Origin of the sequence: Bradyrhizobium sp. CCBAU 45389 (assembly GCF_028128625.1) — a bacterium.
GTDB classification, from domain to species: domain Bacteria; phylum Pseudomonadota; class Alphaproteobacteria; order Rhizobiales; family Xanthobacteraceae; genus Bradyrhizobium; species Bradyrhizobium liaoningense_B.
On the sequence record NZ_LBIY01000002.1, the window covers coordinates 194,110 to 214,854 of the forward strand.

Annotated in this window: 16 protein-coding genes; 5 read left to right on the forward strand and 11 right to left on the reverse strand. The window is 65.3% G+C overall.

Annotated features, from left to right (window positions below; genetic code table 11):
* Positions 1–66: 66 nt before the first annotated feature.
* The 8 genes from XH79_RS00955 to XH79_RS00990 form a co-directional block, all read right to left on the reverse strand.
* Positions 67–534, reverse strand: coding sequence for a MarR family winged helix-turn-helix transcriptional regulator (locus tag XH79_RS00955; RefSeq protein WP_018645580.1), 468 nt, complete (start codon positions 532–534; stop codon positions 67–69).
* Between the two features lie 14 nt (positions 535–548).
* Positions 549–1,253 (reverse strand): ABC transporter ATP-binding protein, encoded by a 705-nt coding sequence (locus XH79_RS00960; protein WP_211409258.1) that lies wholly within the window; start codon positions 1,251–1,253, stop codon positions 549–551.
* Positions 1,250–2,041, reverse strand: a complete 792-nt coding sequence (locus tag XH79_RS00965) for an ABC transporter ATP-binding protein (protein ID WP_212338961.1) — start codon at positions 2,039–2,041, stop codon at positions 1,250–1,252. Before XH79_RS00965 ends, XH79_RS00960 begins: the two co-directional genes overlap by 4 nt.
* Positions 2,038–3,927: an ABC transporter permease gene (locus XH79_RS00970; RefSeq protein ID WP_271580315.1), complete on the reverse strand. Its 1,890-nt coding sequence runs from the start codon at positions 3,925–3,927 to the stop codon at positions 2,038–2,040. Before XH79_RS00970 ends, XH79_RS00965 begins: the two co-directional genes overlap by 4 nt.
* 123 nt (positions 3,928–4,050) lie before the next feature.
* Complete coding sequence (locus XH79_RS00975) at positions 4,051–5,253, reverse strand: ABC transporter substrate-binding protein (protein WP_212338957.1); 1,203 nt, start codon at positions 5,251–5,253, stop codon at positions 4,051–4,053.
* 80 nt (positions 5,254–5,333) lie between these two features.
* Positions 5,334–5,918: an amino acid synthesis family protein gene (locus XH79_RS00980; protein WP_018645575.1), complete on the reverse strand. Its 585-nt coding sequence runs from the start codon at positions 5,916–5,918 to the stop codon at positions 5,334–5,336.
* A gap of 15 nt (positions 5,919–5,933) precedes the next feature.
* The gene (locus XH79_RS00985; RefSeq protein WP_271580316.1) at positions 5,934–6,830 is read right to left on the reverse strand and encodes a UPF0280 family protein; all 897 of its coding nucleotides are present in this window, start codon (positions 6,828–6,830) and stop codon (positions 5,934–5,936) included.
* Complete coding sequence (locus XH79_RS00990; RefSeq protein ID WP_271580317.1) at positions 6,827–8,284, reverse strand: 6-hydroxynicotinate reductase; 1,458 nt, start codon at positions 8,282–8,284, stop codon at positions 6,827–6,829. Before XH79_RS00990 ends, XH79_RS00985 begins: the two co-directional genes overlap by 4 nt.
* A gap of 251 nt (positions 8,285–8,535) precedes the next feature.
* Here XH79_RS00990 and XH79_RS00995 point away from each other — a divergent pair, with 251 nt between their 5' ends.
* Both XH79_RS00995 and XH79_RS01000 read left to right on the forward strand, forming a co-directional pair.
* Positions 8,536–9,018: a (2Fe-2S)-binding protein gene (locus XH79_RS00995; RefSeq protein ID WP_271580318.1), complete on the forward strand. Its 483-nt coding sequence runs from the start codon at positions 8,536–8,538 to the stop codon at positions 9,016–9,018.
* A complete protein-coding gene (locus tag XH79_RS01000; RefSeq protein WP_271580319.1) occupies positions 9,018–12,539 on the forward strand; it encodes a molybdopterin cofactor-binding domain-containing protein in 3,522 nt (1,173 codons plus the stop codon). Before XH79_RS00995 ends, XH79_RS01000 begins: the two co-directional genes overlap by 1 nt.
* Before the next feature lie 13 nt (positions 12,540–12,552).
* On the opposite strand, the gene XH79_RS01005 is transcribed toward XH79_RS01000, so the two are convergent.
* Positions 12,553–13,521 (reverse strand): catechol 2,3-dioxygenase, encoded by a 969-nt coding sequence (locus tag XH79_RS01005; RefSeq protein WP_271580320.1) that lies wholly within the window; start codon positions 13,519–13,521, stop codon positions 12,553–12,555.
* A gap of 445 nt (positions 13,522–13,966) precedes the next feature.
* Between XH79_RS01005 and XH79_RS01010 the strand changes: the two genes are divergently transcribed.
* From XH79_RS01010 to XH79_RS01020, 3 genes are all read left to right on the forward strand, one after another.
* Complete coding sequence (locus XH79_RS01010; RefSeq protein WP_271580321.1) at positions 13,967–15,709, forward strand: ATP-binding protein; 1,743 nt, start codon at positions 13,967–13,969, stop codon at positions 15,707–15,709.
* 225 nt (positions 15,710–15,934) lie between these two features.
* Positions 15,935–16,516, forward strand: coding sequence for a peroxidase-related enzyme (locus tag XH79_RS01015; RefSeq protein WP_271580322.1), 582 nt, complete (start codon positions 15,935–15,937; stop codon positions 16,514–16,516).
* Positions 16,513–17,007 carry an MgtC/SapB family protein gene (locus XH79_RS01020; protein WP_212338938.1) on the forward strand — a complete coding sequence of 165 codons (495 nt, stop codon included), beginning with the start codon at positions 16,513–16,515 and terminating at the stop codon, positions 17,005–17,007. Before XH79_RS01015 ends, XH79_RS01020 begins: the two co-directional genes overlap by 4 nt.
* Positions 17,008–17,256: 249 nt before the next feature.
* On the opposite strand, the gene XH79_RS01030 is transcribed toward XH79_RS01020, so the two are convergent.
* Together XH79_RS01030 and XH79_RS01035 are read right to left on the reverse strand one after the other, a co-directional pair.
* On the reverse strand, positions 17,257–18,402 hold the full coding sequence (locus tag XH79_RS01030) for a PepSY-associated TM helix domain-containing protein (RefSeq protein ID WP_271580323.1): 1,146 nt from the start codon (positions 18,400–18,402) through the stop codon (positions 17,257–17,259).
* Between the two features lie 4 nt (positions 18,403–18,406).
* The gene (locus tag XH79_RS01035) at positions 18,407–20,374 is read right to left on the reverse strand and encodes a TonB-dependent siderophore receptor (protein WP_271580324.1); all 1,968 of its coding nucleotides are present in this window, start codon (positions 20,372–20,374) and stop codon (positions 18,407–18,409) included.
* Positions 20,375–20,745: the final 371 nt, after the last annotated feature.

Sequence of the window (20,745 nt, forward strand, 5' to 3'; positions counted from 1 at the left end):
GAGATCGTGAGCACGGCGCTTCGCGCCTTTGCCCACCCTACGGCACCGATTTTTACCGCACCTTCCTCACCGCAGCTTGTTCAACAACGCCATCAGCGTCTCGCGTTCCTTGGCGTCGAGCGGCGCCAGTGTCTCGCGGGTGATCGCGAGCGCATTGGGCGCGAGCTTCTCCGCAAGCTGCTGGCCGGCGCGCGTCAGGCTGACCAGCAGGCGGCGGCCGTCCTCGGGATCCTGGCTGGTCTCGGTCAGGCCGCGCGCGGTCAGGCGATCGATCACGCCCTTGATGGTCGCGACGTCCATCGCCGTGAGACGTCCGAGCTGATTCTGCGAGCACGGACCGGTCTCGGCGAGCTTCGACAGCGCCGCCCATTGCGTCGGTGTCAGATTGGTGCCGATGTCGCGGGAGAAGATCGAGCTGTGACGCTGCCAGACCTGGCGCAGGATGAAGCCGACCTGCTCGTCGAGCACGTAGGGCGGCTTGCTCAGCGCTCTGGCCGGTTTGCCGTTCTTCTTCGCCGCAACGCTTCTCGCCATCCGTCCCCCACCCCTCACAACGACAGATGCGCGTCGCGGATGTCCGGACGCGCGTCGAGCTCGGCCATGGTGCCGCCGAAGCAGATGCGGCCGCGCTCGATGATGTAGGCGCGGTCGGAGATCAGCCGCGCGAAATGCAGATTCTGCTCGGAGACGACGATGCTGACGCCCTCCTTCTTCATGGTCAGGATGGCATCGACCATCTGCTCCACGATCTTCGGCGACAGGCCCTCCGACGGCTCGTCGAGCAGCACCAGCGACGGATTGCCCATCAGCGTGCGCGCGATGGTCAGCATCTGCTGCTCGCCGCCGCTCATGCGGCCGCCGGGGCGATTCTTCATCTCGCCGAGATTGGGAAACAGCGTGAACAGTTTTTCGCGCGTCCAGTGCGGCGCATTGGGACGCTTCGGCTGCCGTCCGACTTCGAGATTCTCCTCCACCGTCAGGTCGGTGAAGATGCGCCGCTCCTCCGGCACGTAGCCAAGGCCATCGCGCACGATCTCGTGGGTCGGCTTCGCCGAGACGTCCTTGCCCTCGAACATGATGCGGCCGGAGCGCTGCGCCACGAGGCCGACGATCGAGCGGAACGTCGTCGACTTGCCGGCGCCGTTGCGGCCGAGCAGCGCCACCACCTCGCCCTCGCCGACCTCGAAGCCGATGTCGAACAGGATATGCGCCGGACCATAATGGCTGTTGAGGTCTTGCACCGTGAGCTTCATGCCGAGGTCCCCTCGCGATGGCGGGCATCGTAGACGAGGCCCTCGCCGAGATAGACCGCCTGCACCTGCGGATTGCCGCGCACCTCGGCCGGCGAGCCCTCGGCGATCAGCGTGCCGCGGTTGAGCACGATGATGCGGTCGGCATGCTCGAACACCACGTCCATGTCGTGCTCGGTGAAGAGCACGCCGATCGACTTTTCCCGCGCGATCTGCGCCGTCAGCCGCATCAGGTCGACGCGTTCGCGCGGCGCCATGCCTGCGGTCGGCTCGTCCATCAGCAGCAATTTCGGCTGGTTGGCGAGCGCGACCGCAAGCTCGAGCCGCTTGAGGTCGCCATAGGCAAGCTCGCCGCAGGGACGATCGGCGTAGCCGCCCATGCCGACCAGCTCGAGCAGGCGTCCCGCCTCGTTGCGATCGAAATTCGGCGCCGAGCCGAAGAGATTATAGAGCTGCTTGCCGTGCGAGATCAGCGCGACCTGCACGTTCTCCCGCACGGTCATGGTGGCGAAGGTCGCGGTGATCTGGAAGGTGCGCCCCACCCCCATCCGCCAGATCTCGCGCGGCTTCTTGCCGGTGGTCTCCTCGCCGAGCAGGCGGACATGACCACTGTCAGGCTTGTTCTGGCCGTTGAGCATGTCGAAGCAGGTGCTCTTGCCCGCGCCGTTCGGCCCGATCAGCGCCAAAATTTCGCCGGCGCGCAGCGAGAACGAGACGCCGCGCACGGCATGGATGCCGCCATAGGATTTGGTCAGGCCTTCGACCGCGAGAAGTGGGGGTGCAACACTCATTCGGCGGACTCGATCGTCTTGGCAAGCAAGGGGGATCCCGGCGGCGACGACTTCCTGCGGCGCTGCGCCAGCATCTCCAGCATGCCGACGATGCCCTTGGGGAAGACGACGACGATCAGCACGATGAAGCCGCCGAGCACGAGTTTTGAGAGATCGGTCTGGCTGACCAGCCAGATGTTCAGGGCTTTGTAGACGATGGCGCCGATCACCGCGCCCGACACGGTCTCAACGCCGCCGAGCAGCACCATGACCAGCGCGTCGACCGAGAGCGAGATGCCGAGATTGTCGGGGAAGACACTGCCCTTCAGATAGGCGAACAGCGCGCCGCCGATGCCGGCGGTCGTGCCGGCGATCACAAAGGCGGTCCACTGGATGCGCTTGGCGTCGATGCCGATCGCCTCGCTGCGCAGAAGCGAGTCACGCGTGGCCCGCAGCGCGTAGCCGAACGGCGAGAACACCATGACCCGCAGCACGATCGTGACGAGCGCGGCAACGCCGAGTGCCAGCCAATAGAAATTTGACGGGCTCGCGGCCCATTTCTCCGGCCAGACGCCCAGGATGCCGTTGTCGCCGCCCGTCACGCTCACCCATTGGAACGCGATCGACCACACGATCTGCGCAAAGGCGAGCGTCAGCATGGCGAAATAGACGCCGGAGAGCTGCACGGCGAAGAAGCCGAACACGGCCGCGCCCATGCAGCCGAGCAGCGGCCCGAGCAGCAGACAGACGATCATCGGCAGCCCCGCCATCTTGGCGAGGAAGGCGATGCCGTAGGCGCCGAGGCCGAAATAGGCGGCGTGGCCGAAGGATGCGAGCCCGCCGACCGACATCAGGAAATGCAAGGAGACGGCGAAGATCACGAAGATCGCGATCTCCGAGCCGACGGTCAGCGCGTAATTGCCGGCGAACAGCGGCAGCGTCGCCGCGATGACGAGCGCTGCCAGCGAGGCCAGCCGCTCGTTCGACGTCAGCGGCCGCCAGGGATTGACGGTGAGACCCGGCGTCTTGCGCGCGGCGGCCTCCGGCTTGCCGAACAGACCCCAGGGCCGGACGATCAGCACCACCGCCATCACCAGGAAGACCAGGATGATGGAAATCTTCGGAAAGATCAGGATGCCGAAGGCATTCAATTCCGACACCAGCACCGCCGCGACGAAGGCGCCGACGATGCTGCCGAGGCCGCCGATCACGACCACGACGAAGACCTCGACGATGATGCGTAGATCCATCGCGTGATGCACGGCATCGCGCGGAATCTGGAGTGCGCCGCCGAGGGCGGCGAGGAAGACGCCGACCGCGAACACCGACGTGAACAGCCATTTCTGATTGACGCCGAGCGCTGCGACCATGTCGCGGTCCTGCGTCGCCGCGCGTACCAGCACGCCCCAGCGCGTGCGCTGGAACAATAGCCAGAGAATGCCGAGCACGACCGGGCCGAGCACGATCAGGAACAGGTCATAGCTCGGGATGTTCTGGCCGAAGAAATCGATCGCGCCCTTGAAACCCGGCGCGCGGCGGCCGACGAGATCGTCGGGCCCCCAGATCAGCACGACGAGGTCCTCGACCATCAGGGTCAGGCCGAACGTCGCGAGCAGCTGGAACAGTTCGGGCGCATGATAGATGCGGCGGAGCAGCACCATCTCGACCAGTACGCCGATCAGCGCCACTGCGAGCGCGGCCAGCACGATGCTGCCCCAGAAGCCGAACGCACCGGAGAGGCGCTCGGTCAGCGTGAAGGCGATGTAGGCGCCGATCATGTAGAAGGCGCCATGCGCGAAATTCACGATCCGGGTCACGCCGAAGATGATCGACAGGCCCGACGCCACCAGGAACAGCGACGCTGCGCTGGCGAGACCGGTCAGAAACTGTACGACGTAAAAGGCCATCTTCGGTCCGGGTTAGGTGAAGTCGTAGGGTGGGTTAGCGAAGCGTAACCCACCACCTCTTCTCGTGTGGCACCGAAAGTGGTGGGTTACGCCTTCGGCTAACCCACCCTACGGCAGCGGAGACTAATCCTTCGGCCGCAGCTTCTCGACTTCCGCGTCGCTGGGCAGATAGTCAGCGCCCTTCTTATAGGTGGAATCCACCATCACGCCCTTGCCGTCCTTCAGCGCGGTCTTGCCGACGTAAGCACCAAGCGTCGACTGGTGGTCGATCTTGCGGAAGGTGATCTCACCGAACGGCGACGGCATGGAGAGGCCCTCCGCCGCGACGATCAGCTTTTCCGGATCAGTCGAGCCGGCCTTCGCCAGGATCGCTGCCGCCGACTTGATGGTCTGGTAACCGACGATCGAGCCGAGGCGCGGATAGTCGTTGTACTTGGCCTGGTAGGCCTTCAGGAACGCGTCGTGCTCGGGCGTCTTGATCGAGTACCAGGGATAGCCGGTGACGATCCAGCCCTCCGGCGTCTCGTCCTTGAGCGGATCGAGATATTCGGGCTCGCCGGTCAGGAACGACACCACCTCGCGTCCCTTGAACAGGCCGCGGGTGTTGCCTTCGCGCACGAGCTTGACGAGGTCGGCACCGAAGGTGACGTTGAGGATCGCCTCGGGATTGGCCGCGGCAACCGCCTGCACCACCGGGCCCGCATCGATCTTGCCCTGCGGCGGCCACTGCTCGTCGACCCACTGGATGTCGGGGCGCTTCTCCGACATCAGCTTCTTGAACACGGCAACCGCCGACTGGCCGTATTCATAGTTCGGCGCGATCGTCGCCCAGCGTTTTGCAGGCAGCTTGCTGGCGGCCTCCACCAGCATCGCGGCCTGCATGTAGTTGGAGGGGCGCAGGCGGAACGTATACTTGTTGCCCTTCGACCAGGTCACCGCGTCCGTCAGCGGTTCGGCAGCGAGGAAGAACACCTTCTTCTGGTTGGCGAAGTCCGAGACCGCAAGACCGATGTTCGACAGGAACGTGCCGGCAAGCATCGCGACGCCCTCGCTCGAGACGAGCTCGTTGGCTGCGGTCTGCGCGTCGGCCGGCTTGCCGCCATCATCCTTGGAGATGACGACGAGCTTCTTGCCGTTGATGCCGCCGGCCGCGTTGATTTCCTCGACCGCGAGCTGCCAGCCCTTGCGATAGGGCTCGGTGAATGCCGGCAGCAGCGAATAGCTGTTGATTTCGCCGATCTTGATGTCCTGCGCCATGGCCGACTGAGCCATGCCGCCCGCCAGAAGCGCGAAGGCCGCGCCCACAAAATAGTTTCTCGCTCGCATCCCAACCTCCAGTTTTGAACTCTCTACGTCTTCAGCGCGATCTTGTCGGGAAAGCTGTGCCCGCCTCCCCGGTTCAAACCCTATCTCAGGCCGTCTTCGCCCTTGACTTCAGCAACCGTCAGCCCGCCCACGCGCGGCAGCGGGCGGCCGCTGTCGGTGACGGCGACCGCGACCATGATCTCGTTGGCGCGCGGCGCGTCGTTGATCTGCACCTCCATACCGTCGAAATGGCTGCGCACGAAGGCAGCGTCCTTGTGCCCCAGCGGAATGTCGAGCGTCGTGCCCGGCCCGCTGCGCTTCTTCGACGACGGGATCAGCGCCGCGCCCTTGCCCAACACCTTGCGGACCGGCGCGCCCATCTTGGGGTGAAGGATGGCGGCGGCATGCTCGAGCTCACCGTTCTCGCCGACGGCTGCGGCCTTGCCATAACTCTGCGCCTTGGCGCCTTCGATGCCGAGCGCCGCCACCGCGCGCTTCGACAAGAGCTCGCCGAGCTCCTCGCCGATCGCGATCAGCGGCGAGAGATCCTCGACATACTTCCCGGCAAACGGGTTTTCGATCACGGCGATCGCCGCGGCACGCCGGGTCGGCGGCGAGACCTGGCGGCCCATCTCCATCTGCGTCTCTTCGACGACGGTGACGATCTTGCGGATGATCGCGCTCATGTTTCGCTTCCCTGTTCAGGCATCGACCGCGTTCTCCAGCACGAGCGGGCGCGTTCGTTGCTCTTCTATATCCTTAGGTCCCATGACAAGCATATCACCACAAAGCCGCAGCACGGCACCCTCGATCAATCCGCGATCGAACAATTGCCGTGCACATTCCGCGCCAGATTCCAGCGCGGCCGCGATCTCGTCTTGCGACAATTCACCGACGCCGCGGGTGACGAGACGCGCGCCGAGATCGCTGTCGGGCTGAACCTCGTTCGCGGGCGTCCGGATGATGGCGGGATGCCCGGGCAGATCGACGGCATTGGCGATGACAGTCGCGGCCGCATCGGCCCGCGATGCCGTCGCCGCGAGCACCGTCACCGCGTCGGCAATGCCGAGCGAAAAGCTGCGGCCGTGCCGTCCACTCGTCGCAATCCCGCGCACGGGATCATCTGAATCGACCCTCAGGGTCCGCATCACGCCGTCGCGGTCCGGCCGGTCCATCAGGCCGACGGCAAAATGCTCGCCCTTGCCGAGATGCAGCGCGATGTCGCCGCCATTGTTGACGTAAGCCCGGTCAAGGGACGCGACAGCCAGCATCGCGCCAAGAATCTCTTCCGCCACACTGCCGGCTACTGCCGCCATTGGGGTGATGAAGCAGTCGGCGGCATAAGGTGCAACAGCGGCGTGCATGCGCCGCGCAACGACGCCCTTCAAGGACGCTCGCGTCCCAGCGGCCGCCCGCAGTTCCGGCAGTTCCGCGCAAAGCTCGTCGAGAAGTCCGGTGAACCGCTGCGCTGCCGCCTCATAGGCCGCACGCACTGCGTCCGCGCGCCCCCTCGCCTCCACGATCAGATCAATCGGTCCATCCTGCAAATGCAGCCGCCGGCCATCAGACAGCAATGCGATTTGCGGGAGCCGTGTCATGCCCGCGGTCCCGGAATCGGGTTCTGCCAGGGCAACTGGCGGACATCGTCGCCGTTCTGCACCTCGGAGAGCGGCTTCACATAATCCATGTGCCCGCCGAGCGCGGCATAATCCGTCAGCTTCATCGTGAACTCGATCGGCGCGACCAGCGCCGGCGTCGGCACGTAGCCGAACGCGCCCGAAGGCATCTGCGTCACGTCGACCATGTAGGTGATGCCGCCGCCGGGCCAGACATAGACCGGCGCGCCGCCGCTGGTGACGCGCGTCAGCGCATCCTTCACCGAACGCGTGAGCCGCACCGGATTGTCGGTGACGCCGGCGCGCAGCGAGCCGCCCGCGCCCGCCATGAACAGCACCGTGCACAATGCCGGCTCGCAATTCTCCTGGATACGCTCGACCGAGAATTTCAGGTCGGCCGGCATCTCGGTCTCGACCGGGTTCAAGGCCTCGTCGAGCACGTAATACGACGAATGCTCACCGGTGGTGGAGACCATCAGCATGGTCAGCCCGGCCCTCGCCTCTTTCTTGTCGAACGGCCCGAGAATCGAGAGCGGATCGGAAATGTTGGTGCCGCCCCATCCCGTGCCGGGATCGGCGACCTGGAAGTAGCGGCCGGGCGTCGAGCGACGCCCCTTCATCTTGATGCCGGTGTCGGCGATGTCGAGCAGCTTGCCGGCCTGGTGCTCCGAGAGCACGCCGGTGATGTGATCGTCGACCACGACGACCTCGTCGACCTTGCCGTGCCATTGCTTGGCGAACATGCCGATCGTCGCCGAGCCGCAGCCGACCCGCATGCGCTCTTCCTTCACGCCGTTGACGATCGGCGGCTGGCCGGCCTGCACCACAACGCTCGCGCCGCCATCGATGGTCAGTTCCACCGCCTTGCAATTGGCGAGATCCATCAGCGTGTCGCAGGTAACGCGGCCCTCCTTCTTGGAGCCGCCGGTGAGATGATGCACGCCGCCGAGCGACAGCATCTGCGAGCCGTATTCGCTGGTGGTGACGTGGCCGACCGCCTCGCCCTGCGCGCGCACGGTCGCGGTTTCGGGCCCGAGATAGCGGTCGGTGTCGATCTTCACCTTGATGCCGCAATAGGAGAAGATGCCCTCGGTGACCACGGTCACCATGTCGACGCCGTCGACCTCCGCGGAGACGATGAACGGTGCCGGCTTGTAGTCCGGATAGGTCGTGCCCGCGCCGATCGCGGTGACGAAGGTCGAAGGCTCGTGGACGATCTTGCCGTCCCAGTCTTCCGTGCGGCTGAACGGAACGAGCTTGCCGCCATGCGAGACGGTGCGCTCCAGGATCACATGCGGATCGACGCGGACGAGCTTGCCGTCGTGGTTGGCATAGCGGTCGCAGGCGCCCGCCGCGCCCGGCTTGATGTAGCACATCACCGGACAGGCATCGCAGCGGATCTTGTCGGTGGCAGCGCTCGTTGTTTCCATCACCATGTCAGGCCAGCGGAGACGTCGTTATCATTCGTATACGAACGATGTTGCGCGCGGTCCCCCGGCGCTGTCAAGCGGCGGTGCAGCGCAAAAGACATCGCTGCTGCATAAAACCTCATTTGCCTATCGGCTCTGTCCACAAAGGAGGCAATCGCGCTGCAGTGCGACATGCACGGCTTGCACGTTTGTGTACAAACGGTATCGTCGCGGCGTAGAATTTTTGCGACTGCATGGTCTTGGGCTTGGGAACAGGGATGACGCAGACACCGATCCGCCTCACCGTGAACGGCAGGATCCACGAGGTCGCTGCAGAGCGCCAGACGCCGCTGCTCTATGTGCTGCGCAACGATCTCGCGCTCAACGGTCCGAAATATGGCTGCGGTCTCGGCGAATGCGGCACCTGTACTGTCCTGATCGACGGTACCGCGGCGCGCTCCTGCGTAATTCCGATCGGCGGCTGCGCCGGACGCGACATCGTGACGCTCGAAGGCCTCGGCACGCGTGACAAGCCCGATGTCGTGCAGCAGGCCTTCATCGACGAGCAGGCCGCGCAATGCGGCTACTGCCTCAACGGCATGATCATGACCACCAAGGCGCTGCTCGCGCAGAACCCGCGTCCGACCGAGCAGGAGGCGCTGGCGGCGCTGCGCTACAATCTCTGCCGCTGCGGCACGCATGTCGAAATCCTGCGCGCGGTGATGCGCGCATCCGGCCAGCTCACCGAGGCCGCGGATTGATGGCCTCCCCTGTTTCGAACGGAGCTGAGCGGCCATCCGGCGCGCTTGTCGTCGCCCGCAGTGTGGACGAGGTCACATCCGAGACCTTCGTCCGCATCACCGCGGACGGTTCGGTCACGGCCTATAACGGCCATGTCGATCTCGGCACCGGCATCCGCACTGCGCTGGGCCAGATTGTCGCCGAGGAGCTCGACGTCTCCTTTGCGCGCGTCGTCGTCGTGCTCGGCGACACGTCGGTGGTGCCGAACCAGGGCGCAACGATCGCGAGCGAGACCATCCAGATCACCGCCGTTCCCCTGCGCAAGGCCGCGGCGCAGGCGCGTCATTTCCTGATCGCACGCGCGGCCGAACGGCTGGAGCTGCCGGCCGCCGACCTCAAGATCGAAGACGGCCTCGTGCGCGGACACAATCGCAGCGTCAGCTATGGCGAGCTGATCGGCGGCGAAGAGATCCGGCTCGAGCTCGAAGACGACGTCACCGTGAAGCCCGTGGGCGACTACGCCATCGTCGGCCACTCCGTCCCGCGTGTCGACCTGCCGGCCAAGGCCACGGGCGAATTGACCTTCGTGCACGACATTCGGGTGCCAGGCATGCTGCACGGCCGCGTGGTGCGGCCGCCCTATTCCGGCGTCGATGCCGGGCCGTTCGTCGGCACCAGCCTGCTCGCGGTCGATGAATCCTCGGTGCGCGACATTCCCGGCCTCGTCGCCGTCGTCCACATCGGCGATTTCGTCGGCGTCGTTGCCGAGCGCGAAGAGAATGCGATTCGCGCCGCCGAGCAGCTCAAGCTGAGCTGGAAGCCGACGCCCGCCCTCACCGACCTCGCCGATATCGAGACCGCGCTGCGCGCCAATCCGTCGACGCCGCGCACGCTGATCGACAAGGGCGAGGTCGACAAGGCAATTGCCGGCGCGGCCAGGCCGATGCAGCGCACCTACGTCTGGCCGTACCAGATGCACGCCTCGATCGGCCCGTCCTGTGCGGTCGCCGATTTTCAGGATGGCAATATCCGCGTCTGGTCGGGCACGCAGAACCCGCACGTGCTGCGCAGCGATCTCGCACTGCTGATCGAGCGTCCCGAGAGCGAGATCGAGGTCGTCAGGCTGGAGGCCGCCGGCTGCTACGGCCGCAACTGCGCCGATGACGTCACCGCGGATGCCCTGCTGCTGTCGCGCGCCGTCGGCCGCCCCGTCCGCGTGCAGCTGACGCGCGAGCAGGAGCATGCCTGGGAGCCCAAGGGCACCGCGCAGCTCATCGACGTCAACGGTGGCCTCGATGCCAACGGCGGCATTGCGGCTTACGATCTCGCCACGCGCTATCCCTCGAACGCCGCCCCGACGCTCGCGCTGCTGCTGACCGGCCGCATCGCGCCCGATCCCGCCGTGCTGCAGATGGGCGACCGCACCGCGATCCCGCCTTACGACTACGACCACATGCGCGTCGTCGCCCACGACATGGCGCCGATCGTGCGCGCGTCCTGGTTCCGCGGCGTCTCGGCGCTGCCGAACACCTTTGCGCATGAATCCTACATCGACGAGGCCGCGACCGAGGCCGGCGTCGACCCGATCGAATATCGCCTGCGCTATCTGAAAGACCCGCGCGCCGTCGATCTCGTCAATGCGGTCGCCGAGCGCGCGGGCTGGGCGCCGCGCCCGGTTCGCGAGGAGAAAGATGGCGAGATCGTGCACGGGCGCGGCTTTGCCTATGCGCTCTATGTCCACAGCAAGTTTCCCGGCTATGGCGCGGCGTGGTCGGCATGGGTCACCGACGTCGCGGTGAACAAGACCACCGGCGACGTCAGCGTGACGCGCGTCGTCGCCGGGCAGGACTCCGGCCTGATGATCAATCCGGACGGTGTGCGCCACCAGATCCACGGCAATGTCATCCAGTCGACCAGCCGCGCGCTGATGGAGGAGGTTTCGTTCGAGCGCGGTGCGGTGGCGGCGCGCGAATGGGGCGCCTATCCGATCATCCCCTTCCCCGACGTCCCCAAGATCGACGTGCTGATGCTGCCGCGGCAGGACCAGCCGCCGCTCGGCGTCGGCGAGTCCGCGTCCGTGCCGAGCGCAGCGGCGATTGCCAATGCGATCTTCGATGCCACCGGCGTGCGCTTTCGCGAGCCGCCGTTCACGCCCGAGCGCATCCTTAAGGGCCTACACGGTGAGGCAGCGGCGACACCGCAGGCCCTGCCCGCGCCCGCAGCCCCGCCTCCGTCTCGCATCTGGGAAAATCCGTTCGCCAAGCGCGCCGGCATCTACGCGACGATTGCGGCCGTCTGCACCGCTGCGATCGGAATCGGCGCCGCGCTTCTGCCGGGGCGCGCTATTGCGCCCATCGCACGCCCCGATGCATCGGTCTATTCCGCGGCGACGATCGCGCGCGGGGAGCAGCTTGCCGCGCTCGGCAATTGCGCGGAGTGCCACACCAGCCTGAAGGGCGCGATCAACGCGGGCGGCCGCGCGCTTGAGACGCCGTTCGGCACGATCTATTCGACCAACATCACGCCCGATGTCGAGACCGGCATCGGCACATGGTCCTATCCCGCCTTCGAGCGCGCGATGCGCGATGGCTTGCATCGCGACGGCCGCCAACTCTATCCCGCCTTCCCCTACACGCATTTTGCAAGGACCAGCGACGCCGACATGCAGGCGCTCTACGCCTACCTGATGGCACAGCCCTCGGTGCGCGCGACGGTGCCCGCCAACACGCTCGCCTTCCCGTTCAATCTCCGTCCGCTGCTCGCGGGCTGGAACGCGCTGTTCCACGGGACGAGCGAATTCAAGCCCGATCCCACAAAATCCGAGGCGTGGAATCGCGGCGCCTATCTCGTCGAGAGCCTCGGCCATTGCAGCGCCTGCCATTCGCCGCGCAACGCGCTCGGCGCCGAGCAGCGCAATGCCTATCTTGCCGGCGGCTTTGCCGAGGGCTGGGAAGCCCCGCCGCTGACTTCGCTCTCGCACGCGCCGATCCCGTGGAGCGAGGACGAGCTCTACGCTTACTTGCGCACCGGCCATTCGCGCTATCACGGCGTCGCCGCCGGCCCGATGGCGCCGATCGTCAGGGATCTGAAAGCCCTGCCCGACCAGGACATCCGCGCGATGGCGGTCTATCTCAACTCGTTCAACGACGGCGCAGCCGAGACGCCGGACGCGGTTGCGGCACGGCTGGAAAGCGCGACACAGGTCACCGTCGCCTCCTCCACTGGCGCGCGTCTCTATCAAGGCGCCTGCGCCGTGTGCCACGAGGTCGGCGGCCTGCCGCTGTTCGGCAGCAGGCCCTCGCTCGCGCTCAACAGCAATCTGCACAGCGCGACATCGGACAATCTCGTGCAGGTGATCCTGCACGGCATCACTGATCCCGTGTCGAGCGATCTCGGCTACATGCCGGCGTTCAGGAACAGCATGAGCGACGCACAGGTCGAGGAGCTCGTCACCTTCCTGCGCAAGCAGTTCGCGCCGGACAAGCCGGCGTGGAGCGGCGTCCGCGAGACGATCGCAAGGCTACGATCGTCCACGCATTGAGAGAAGCGTGCAATCAGCCGTGCTTCTTCACCTCCACCGGGGGTGTGCCGTGGGTGTGGAAGGACTCGATCGTCTTCAATCCCCAGGCCTGGCCCTTCTTGCGCTCCTCCTCGGTCCACACGATCGGCTTCCAATCGGGCGCGAGGATCAGGCGCGCGCCGGCATTGGCGACCTCGACGCGGTTGCCGCCGGGCTCGTAGACGTAGAGGAAGAAGGTCTGCTGGATCGCGTGCTTGTGCGGGCCGGTCTCGATATGCACGCCATTCTCAAGGAAAATATCTGCGGCGCGAAGAATCTCCTCGCGGCTGTCGAGCGCGTAGGTGACGTGGTGGAAGCGGCCGGGCGTGCCGGAATGGTCGAGCGAATAGGCGAAGTCGTAGCTCTTGTTCGACATCGTCAGCCACATCGCAGCTTCCCGGCCGTCGTTGAGCACGATCTGCTCGGTGAGCCGGCAGCCGAGATAGTTCTCGAAGAACTCGCGGTTGGCCTTGATGTCGACGGCGAGGCAGTTGAGGTGGTCGAGCCGGCGGACATTGACGCCGCGCGCGGGAAAACGCTGCGCCTGGTTCTTCAGCGCGGGCTTGAGCTCCGGCGGCGCCTGATACCATTCGGTCTCGTAATAGAGCTCGACGATGTGCCCATCAGGGTCGCGGCAGCGGAAGGTCGGCCCCTGCCCCATGTCGCCGTCGATCCAGCCGATGTCGAAGCCGGATCCTTTCAGCGCCGCAACACGGCGCTCCAGCGCCTGCTGGCTGCGCGCGCGCAGCGCCATGTGCTCCATGCCTGACGTCTTCGACGCCGTGAGCTTGAGCGAATAGCGCTCGTAATCGTCCCAGCCGCGCAGGTAGACCGAGTCCCCTTTCTGCCCGCTGACGGTCATCCCCATCACGTCGACGAAGAATTTCAGGCTCTCGTCGGGCTTCGGCGTCAGCAGTTCCATATGGCCGAGATGGGCGAGATCGAGGATCGGTTCGGGCTGCATGATTTCCTCCAGGGCTTGTCCAGTAAGGCGTGGCTGCTTTTCCGCCTGACCGACGGTGCCATTCATTGGGGCACAACGAGGGGCGCCCCTGCGCGGCAGCGATGGTTACGATTTCATTTGTACTAATGTACAAATGATTAGGTCCCGTCAACAAATGAACCGCGGCGCCCCTTGCGAATGGCCCCGGCTGCTCGCGTGGGTCCTCCCGACGGACGTCAGCCTGCCCGGATGGTAAAATCTTCCTTAAGACCGCCTCGCCCATCCCCGGCCTCGAAATGCAGTATTTTCCCGGCGTTTCGACCCCAAAATTTGCATTTGCGACAAAGCTTGCGACCGAATTACCGCGGATTTAACGGAGCGGGCGCGCCCGGCGTTTAACCGTTTGTCCAGCGACGGCCACGCATAGTCTGGAACAAATTCCTCGCTCTTGCCGGGTTCATTCATCGTGACATCCTTTGGACGCGTGATTTCGGTACGTGGATCGCTCGCCCGGGTCGGGCTTCTGGCGACCAGCCAGATGCCGATCTCGGAGGTTCGGGCCACCGTCGGCCGCTTCGTCAGCATTCGCTGCGCCAGCTCGGTCATCGTCGCGATGATCACCGAGGTCTCCTGCGAGAACCTGTCGGGCGCGGACAATTACATCGCGATCGCCTCGGTCGACCTGCTCGGCGAGATTCTCAACGCCTCCGACAAGGCCAAATTCCAGCGCGGCGTCACCAACTATCCGACCATCGGCGATGCGGTCGAACTGATCACGAGCCAGGAGCTGCGCACGATCTACGCGCCAACCGGTTCGGACCAGATCAATGTCGGCTTCCTCCAGCAGGACCGCTCCGTCGTCGCCTATGTCGACGTCGAGGAAATGCTGTCCAAGCATTTTGCCGTGCTGGGTTCGACCGGCGTCGGCAAATCGACCGGCGTCTCGCTGCTGCTCAACGAGATCCTGAAGGCGCGGCCGAACCTGCGCATCTTCCTGCTCGACGTCCACAACGAATATGGCCGCTGCTTCGGCGACCGCGCGCTCGTGCTGAACCCGCGGAACCTGAAGCTGCCGTTCTGGCTGTTCAACTTCGAGGAAATCGTCGACGTGCTGTTCGCGGGCCGCCCCGGCGTGCCCGAGGAGCTCGATATCCTCGCCGAGGTGATCCCGCTCGCCAAGGGCGTCTATACCCAGTACCAGAACGCCGACCGCATCGGTCTGAAGCGCATCGATCCCAAGCAGGTCGGCTACACCGTCGACACGCCGGTGCCGTACCGCCTCGTCGACCTGTTGTCGCTGATCGACGAGCGCATGGGCAAGCTCGAGAACCGCTCTTCGCGCATCATCTATCACAAGCTGATCTCGCGCATCGAAGCGGTGCGCAACGACCCGCGCTACGCCTTCATGTTCGACAACGCCAATGTCGGCGGCGACACCATGGCCGAGGTGATCAGCCATCTGTTCCGCCTGCCCGCCAACGGCAAGCCGATGACGGTGATGCAGCTCGCCGGCTTCCCGGCCGAAGTCATCGATTCCGTCGTCTCGGTGCTGTGCCGCATGGCCTTCGATTTCGGCCTGTGGAGCGACGGCGTCTCGCCGCTGCTGTTCGTCTGCGAGGAAGCGCACCGCTACGCCTCAGCCGACCGCAATATCGGCTTCGGCCCGACCCGCAAGGCGGTGTCGCGCATCGCCAAGGAAGGCCGCAAATACGGCGTCTATCTCGGGCTGATCACCCAGCGTCCGGCCGAACTCGACGCCACCATCATCTCCCAGTGCAACACGCTGTTCACGATGCGTCTTGCCAACGACCGCGACCAGGCGCTGCTGCGCGCCGCGGTATCGGACGCGGCCGCGAACCTCTTGTCCTTCGTGCCCTCGCTCGGCACCCGCGAGGTGCTGGCGTTCGGTGAAGGCGTCGCGTTGCCGACCCGGTTGCGCTTCAAGGAGGTGCCGCCGCACCAATTGCCGCGCGGCGAAGCCACCATCAGCAGCGTACCGTCGGTCACCGCCGGTCACGACATGCATTTCGTCAGCGCCGTGCTCGAACGCTGGCGCGGCGCCACCTCGCAGCGCGATTCCTCTCCGAACGATCCGGTGTTCTCGGCTCCGCCCACGAAGACGATGTCCAGCCTCGAAGCCCCGATGCTGCAGCCGTCGATGGGGCTCGATCCCGACCGCTTCTCGCTGCTGAAGAAGCCGCTGCGGTAAGGCAACGCTCGCGCTCCAAGCACACTGTCATGCCCCGGCTTGACCGGGGCATCCAGTACGCCGCAGCCTCTCTGCTCGATCACTAACGCCTCTGGAATACTGGATCGCCCGATTAAATCGGGCGATGACGCGAGTGTGTGGCACGCGCCCCTGGCATACCGCGGCACGTTGAGGCCGCCGCCCGCATCGACTATGGTGGCCGGCCCCCAGCCGGAATCCATGCACATGACAAAAGCCGCAGCGCAACGCTTCCCCGCTCCCGCTCTCGACACGCTTCCCGAGGACATCCGCACCCGTCTCCTCGCCGTGCAGGAGAAGAGCGGCTTCGTGCCGAACGTGTTCCTCACTTTGGCCTATCGCCCTGACGAGTTCCGCGCGTTCTTCGCCTATCACGACGCGCTGATGGAGAAGGACGGCGGCCTGACCAAAGCCGAGCGCGAGATGATCGTGGTGGCGACCTCGGCCGCCAACCAGTGCCAGTATTGCGTGATCGCGCATGGCGCGATCCTGCGCATCCGCGCCAAGAATCCGCTGATCGCCGACCAGGTCGCGGTGAACTACCGCAAGGCCGACATCACGCCGCGCCAGAAGGCGATGCTCGATTTTGCGATGAAGGTCTCGGCCGATGCGCAGCGCGTCTCGGAGGAGGATTTCGCCGCGCTCCAGCCGCACGGCTTCAGCGACGACGACATCTGGGACATCGCCGCGATCTCCGCGTTCTTCGCGCTGTCGAACCGGCTGGCGAATTTCACGGGCATGCGGCCGAACGAGGAATTCTATCTGATGGGACGCCTGCCGAAAAAATGACCGAGCTTGATTGGCCCGATGTGCTGCTGCGCCTCGGCGTTGCGACGCTCGCCGGCGGCGCGATCGGGCTCAACCGCGACCTGCAGGGCAAGCCGATCGGGCTGAAGACGCTCGGCATCGTCGGACTCTCGACCGCGACCGTCGTATTGCTGGCCGTGCAGTTCGCCGAGGCCGGCAAGATCACCGATGCGGCGAGCCGCGTCATCCAGGGCATCCTCACCGGCATCGGCTTCCTTGGTGCCGGCGTCATCGTCCACGAAAGCGAGAGGTTCCGCGTCCGCGGCCTGACCAGCGCCGCCTGCACCTTCCTCGCCGCCTGTCTCGGCATCGCCTGCGGCGTCGGCCAATGGAAGATCGTCGCCGTCGCGCTGACACTGGCCTTCGTGCTGCTCACCATCGGCCGCCGCATCGAGCGTTGGCTGCACCGCATGCTCGGCGGCAGGGACGAGACGCATGACGTCGGCAGCGGCCCGGAAGAGCGGCACCCGTAGCAACCCGTTCGACGGTTCAGTCAGTGCGAGCGACCTGCGCGGCGCCAGTAGAAGACCGCAAGCGCGACCGGCAACGAAAGTGCCAGCCAGGACAGGCCATCCCAGATCCCATCTCCAACGAGCGCCAGACCGAGTCCCGCGGCGCAGACCAAGCCGACGAGGAGCGGCACCCGGAACACATCCCAGGCACTTCTATGGTGCCGGACCCGGTTCGGAACGTCCGCCTTGGAAACGGATGGGAGCATGGGACTAGGCACCGACTGCTTCGGTCCGGCCTGCGTCGATCGGCTTGCGGCGGGCCGACGACCTTCTCCTCGCCGCCCAGAGATAGATTCCACTGGCGAGGACGATGATCGTCATCACGTCCAGGACCGCCCAGACGATCTTCAGCGGAAGCCCGCCATAGTCGCCGAAATGCAGCGGACGCGAGACCTGAAGCGTCTTCAGATACCATGGCACTTCGGGCGCGACGATCGTCTTGCCGTCATTGGCGTCGACCAGCATCGGCTGGAGCGTGCGCGCCGTGAAGGGCGTCGCGCCCTTGGTCCAGACGACGAGGTGCTGCGGGCTGCCGAAGCGCGCCGACGTCGGCATCGTCACCGAGGTGACGAGGCGATCCGGAAATCTCGCACGGACGAGTTCGACCGCGGCCTGAACCGACGGGATCGGAGCCACGGGCTTGCCCAGATGAGGCGCCAGCAACACGGGAATGAGCTGCGCCCGCCACAGGTCGAACAGCGGCGTCGCCAGCGTGTTGATCATGCCGGTGAGGCCCACCACCATCGTCCAAGTCACGGTGACGATGCCGAGGAGATTATGAGTGTCGAGCCATTTGACGCGGGGCGACGTCCGCCGGCGGATCGTGCCGAAATCCAGCCGCCGCATGAACGGCCAATAGACCACCACACCGGATATGATCGACATCGCGAACACAAGACCCATCGCCCCGAGAAAGAGCTCGCCGGGGAGCCCTGCGAACATGTCCTTGTGAATCCGCAACACGATGTCCATGACGTCCTGATGCGGAGCCTCCTCTCCGAGCACCTCGGCCGTACGCGCATCGAGAGTCAGGCGATGGAAATTCCCGGGCGCCGGGACAGCGGTCGGAGACACCGCGACAGTCACCAGCGGCTCGGTCTGCTTCAGATTGAGCAGCAGGACGTACTGGCCGGGAAAGCGCGCCTGCGCCGCCGCGATCATCCGGTCGAGCGAGAGACGCGGCGTTCCTTGCGGCATCGCGGGCGCCGCGATCTCGTCCTCGAGCAGATCGTCGATCTCGTCGTGAAAGACCAGCGGCAGCCCCGTCACGCACAGCATCAGCAGGAACAGCATGCACACCAGCGACGTCCAGGTGTGAATGCGGGACCAGAGCCGGATCGTGCGTGCCTGAACCATGCGTCTACCAGCGATAGCTGAGCGTACCCGTGACGGTGCGCGGGCTGGTGTACTGGCAACCACCATTCGTCGTGCAAGCGAGGGTGACGCGGTCGGCGATGTTCTTCACGTCCAGAGCCAGGTTCACCCCCTTCGGCTGGCGATAATGCAGGCCGGCATCGAACACGACATAATCCGCGTTGACGATGGTGTTGGTGGTGTCGGCAAAGGTCGGCCCGTTGTAGCGAACGCCGCCGCCAAGACCCCAGCCATCCCATGTGCCGCCCTGGACCGTATAGTCGACATAGGCCGATGCGAGCTGGCGGGCCACCAGCGTCGGGACCTTGCCGAGGTCAGCGGCGACGGTGGTTTGCGTCACCTTCACGTCCATATTGGTATAGGTCGCCACCAGGTTCAGCCCCGGCACGATCTGCGCCAGCACCTCGAACTCGACGCCGCGCGAATTGACCTCGCCGAGCTGGGTGTTGAAGTTGAGATGTGCCGGATCGGTCGTGAGCGAGTTCTGGCGCGTCAAATCAAACAGCGCCACAGTCATCAGCAGGGTCCGCGACGGCTGGTACTTCACGCCGACTTCGTGCTGCTGTGCCGTCGTCGGCTTGAACGGACTGCCCGCGAAATCCGTGCCTGGCGTCGGCAGGAACGCTTCCGAATAGCTGTAATAGGGAGCCACTCCGGAATCGAACACGTAGGAGACGGAGCCTCGCTTGCTGAAGGCGGTGTCCCTGGTGTCGGTGGTCTTGTTCGTCAGCAGGGCAAACGTCTTCTGCTCGGAGGCGTCGTACCGGCCGCCCAGCGTGAAGATCCAGTTGTGGAGCTTCATCTGGTCCTGAACGTAGACGCCGACCTGATCGATCGCCTGGTTCGACGAGTTACCGAACAGCGTCGTCGGAACGACAATGGTCTGGTCGTAGACCGGATTGATCCGGCTGAGCGAGGGCGCGACACCGGAATAGGTCCGGTTGGTCATGTCGAGCGTCAGATAGTCGATGCCGGAGACCACCGTATGCTGAAGCGGCCCCATGCTGAACTTGCTGATCAGGTGGTTGTCGGTCGACAGAGAGTCGGACTGCTCCACCGTGCGAACCGCGCGCCGCCCGAACATCGTGAGAGTGTCGAGCGGAGTTCCGGTGAACGTCAGGTAACGATAGTCGAGCTCGCTGTGGCCGTAGCGGGTCTTCGACTCGAAGATCAGATTGTTGCTGAAGCGATGCTCGAACAGGTAGCCGACGCGCTCCTGCTCCTGATCGAACTTGTTGTAGCTGGGATCGCCGAGGAACAGCGGTGCCGCGGTGACGCCTGTGATCTTCCCACCCGCCACATGCAACATCGACAGCGGAAAGGCGTTTCCGGTCAGGTCGTGGGTATAGTCGGCGAGAATCGTCAACGTCGTGTCGTTGGTCGGCTTCCAGGTCACGGCCGGCGCGATATAGGTCCGGTTGTCCTTCACGAAGTTGGAGAAGTTGGCGATCTGCGCGTCGGAATCGCGGAACACGCCGGTCAGGCGGTAGAGCAGCGTCCCGTCCTTGGTCGCGGGCCCGCCGAAATCGAAAGCGCCTTGATAGCGGTCGTAATTGCCGAACTGCCCGACGATCTCGCCGAAGGCCTTGTCGGTCGGCCGCTTGCTGATGACATCGACGAGGCCGCCAGGCGCGCCCTGCCCGTACATGACCGAGCTCGGTCCCTTGATGACGTCGATCCGCTCGAAACCGTAGGGCTCGTTGCGGAACAGCGAGAAGAAGTTGGGATCGCCGACCTCGCGAAGTCCGTCGCGATAGGCGCCGTAGCCGTTGTTCTCGAAGCCGCGGATGAAGACGTTGTCGTAGCGCGGGTCCTTGCCGCCCGGCTGGATGGCAAGACCCGCGACATACTGCAATCCTTCGACCAGCGTCGTGACCGAGCGGGCATCGAGCTGATCGCGGCTGACGACGGAAACGGATTGCGGTGTCTCGAGGATCGGCGTGTCGGACTTCATCGCAGCCGAGCTGACGACAGGTACAAAACCCCTCACCGGATCCGTACCGCGTTCCGTTGCAGCGGCGGCCGACTGTGAAGCCGCCTGAGGCGTCTGTCCTGCCGCACGAGATCGGGTGCGCTGGGCGCTCGCCGATCGCGAGCTGCGCGACGCCGTGACCTGGCGTTTGCTTGGGCGGCTTTGCTCGACCACGACGGGCGGAAGATCCGATGCTCCGCTCGCGCTTTGGGCTTGCGCGCTGCCGCCGAAGGCGATGGCGGGAGGAAGCGCGAGAAGACCGCACAAGACCGACACGCGCCCGCGCTTCGTTGCGCGTGCGTCAAACACAAATTCCAGCATTCCCAGTCCCCAAATTTACGGGGACGACCATG

Bases quoted from the DNA above. Each gene is read 5' to 3' on its own strand.
- XH79_RS00970 (WP_271580315.1), bottom strand. From the start codon at position 3,927: ATGGCCTTTTACGTCGTACAGTTTCTGACCGGTCTCGCCAGCGCAGCG.
- XH79_RS00955 (WP_018645580.1), bottom strand. From the start codon at position 534: ATGGCGAGAAGCGTTGCGGCGAAGAAGAACGGCAAACCGGCCAGAGCG.
- XH79_RS00995 (WP_271580318.1), top strand. From the start codon at position 8,536: ATGACGCAGACACCGATCCGCCTCACCGTGAACGGCAGGATCCACGAG.
- XH79_RS00975 (WP_212338957.1), bottom strand. From the start codon at position 5,253: ATGCGAGCGAGAAACTATTTTGTGGGCGCGGCCTTCGCGCTTCTGGCG.
- XH79_RS00980 (WP_018645575.1), bottom strand. From the start codon at position 5,918: ATGAGCGCGATCATCCGCAAGATCGTCACCGTCGTCGAAGAGACGCAG.
- XH79_RS01035 (WP_271580324.1), bottom strand. From the start codon at position 20,374: ATGAAGTCCGACACGCCGATCCTCGAGACACCGCAATCCGTTTCCGTC.
- XH79_RS01030 (WP_271580323.1), bottom strand. From the start codon at position 18,402: ATGGTTCAGGCACGCACGATCCGGCTCTGGTCCCGCATTCACACCTGG.
- XH79_RS01000 (WP_271580319.1), top strand. From the start codon at position 9,018: ATGGCCTCCCCTGTTTCGAACGGAGCTGAGCGGCCATCCGGCGCGCTT.
- XH79_RS00960 (WP_211409258.1), bottom strand. From the start codon at position 1,253: ATGAAGCTCACGGTGCAAGACCTCAACAGCCATTATGGTCCGGCGCAT.
- XH79_RS01020 (WP_212338938.1), top strand. From the start codon at position 16,513: ATGACCGAGCTTGATTGGCCCGATGTGCTGCTGCGCCTCGGCGTTGCG.
- XH79_RS01015 (WP_271580322.1), top strand. From the start codon at position 15,935: ATGACAAAAGCCGCAGCGCAACGCTTCCCCGCTCCCGCTCTCGACACG.
- XH79_RS00990 (WP_271580317.1), bottom strand. From the start codon at position 8,284: ATGGTGATGGAAACAACGAGCGCTGCCACCGACAAGATCCGCTGCGAT.
- XH79_RS01005 (WP_271580320.1), bottom strand. From the start codon at position 13,521: ATGCAGCCCGAACCGATCCTCGATCTCGCCCATCTCGGCCATATGGAA.
- XH79_RS00985 (WP_271580316.1), bottom strand. From the start codon at position 6,830: ATGACACGGCTCCCGCAAATCGCATTGCTGTCTGATGGCCGGCGGCTG.
- XH79_RS00965 (WP_212338961.1), bottom strand. From the start codon at position 2,041: ATGAGTGTTGCACCCCCACTTCTCGCGGTCGAAGGCCTGACCAAATCC.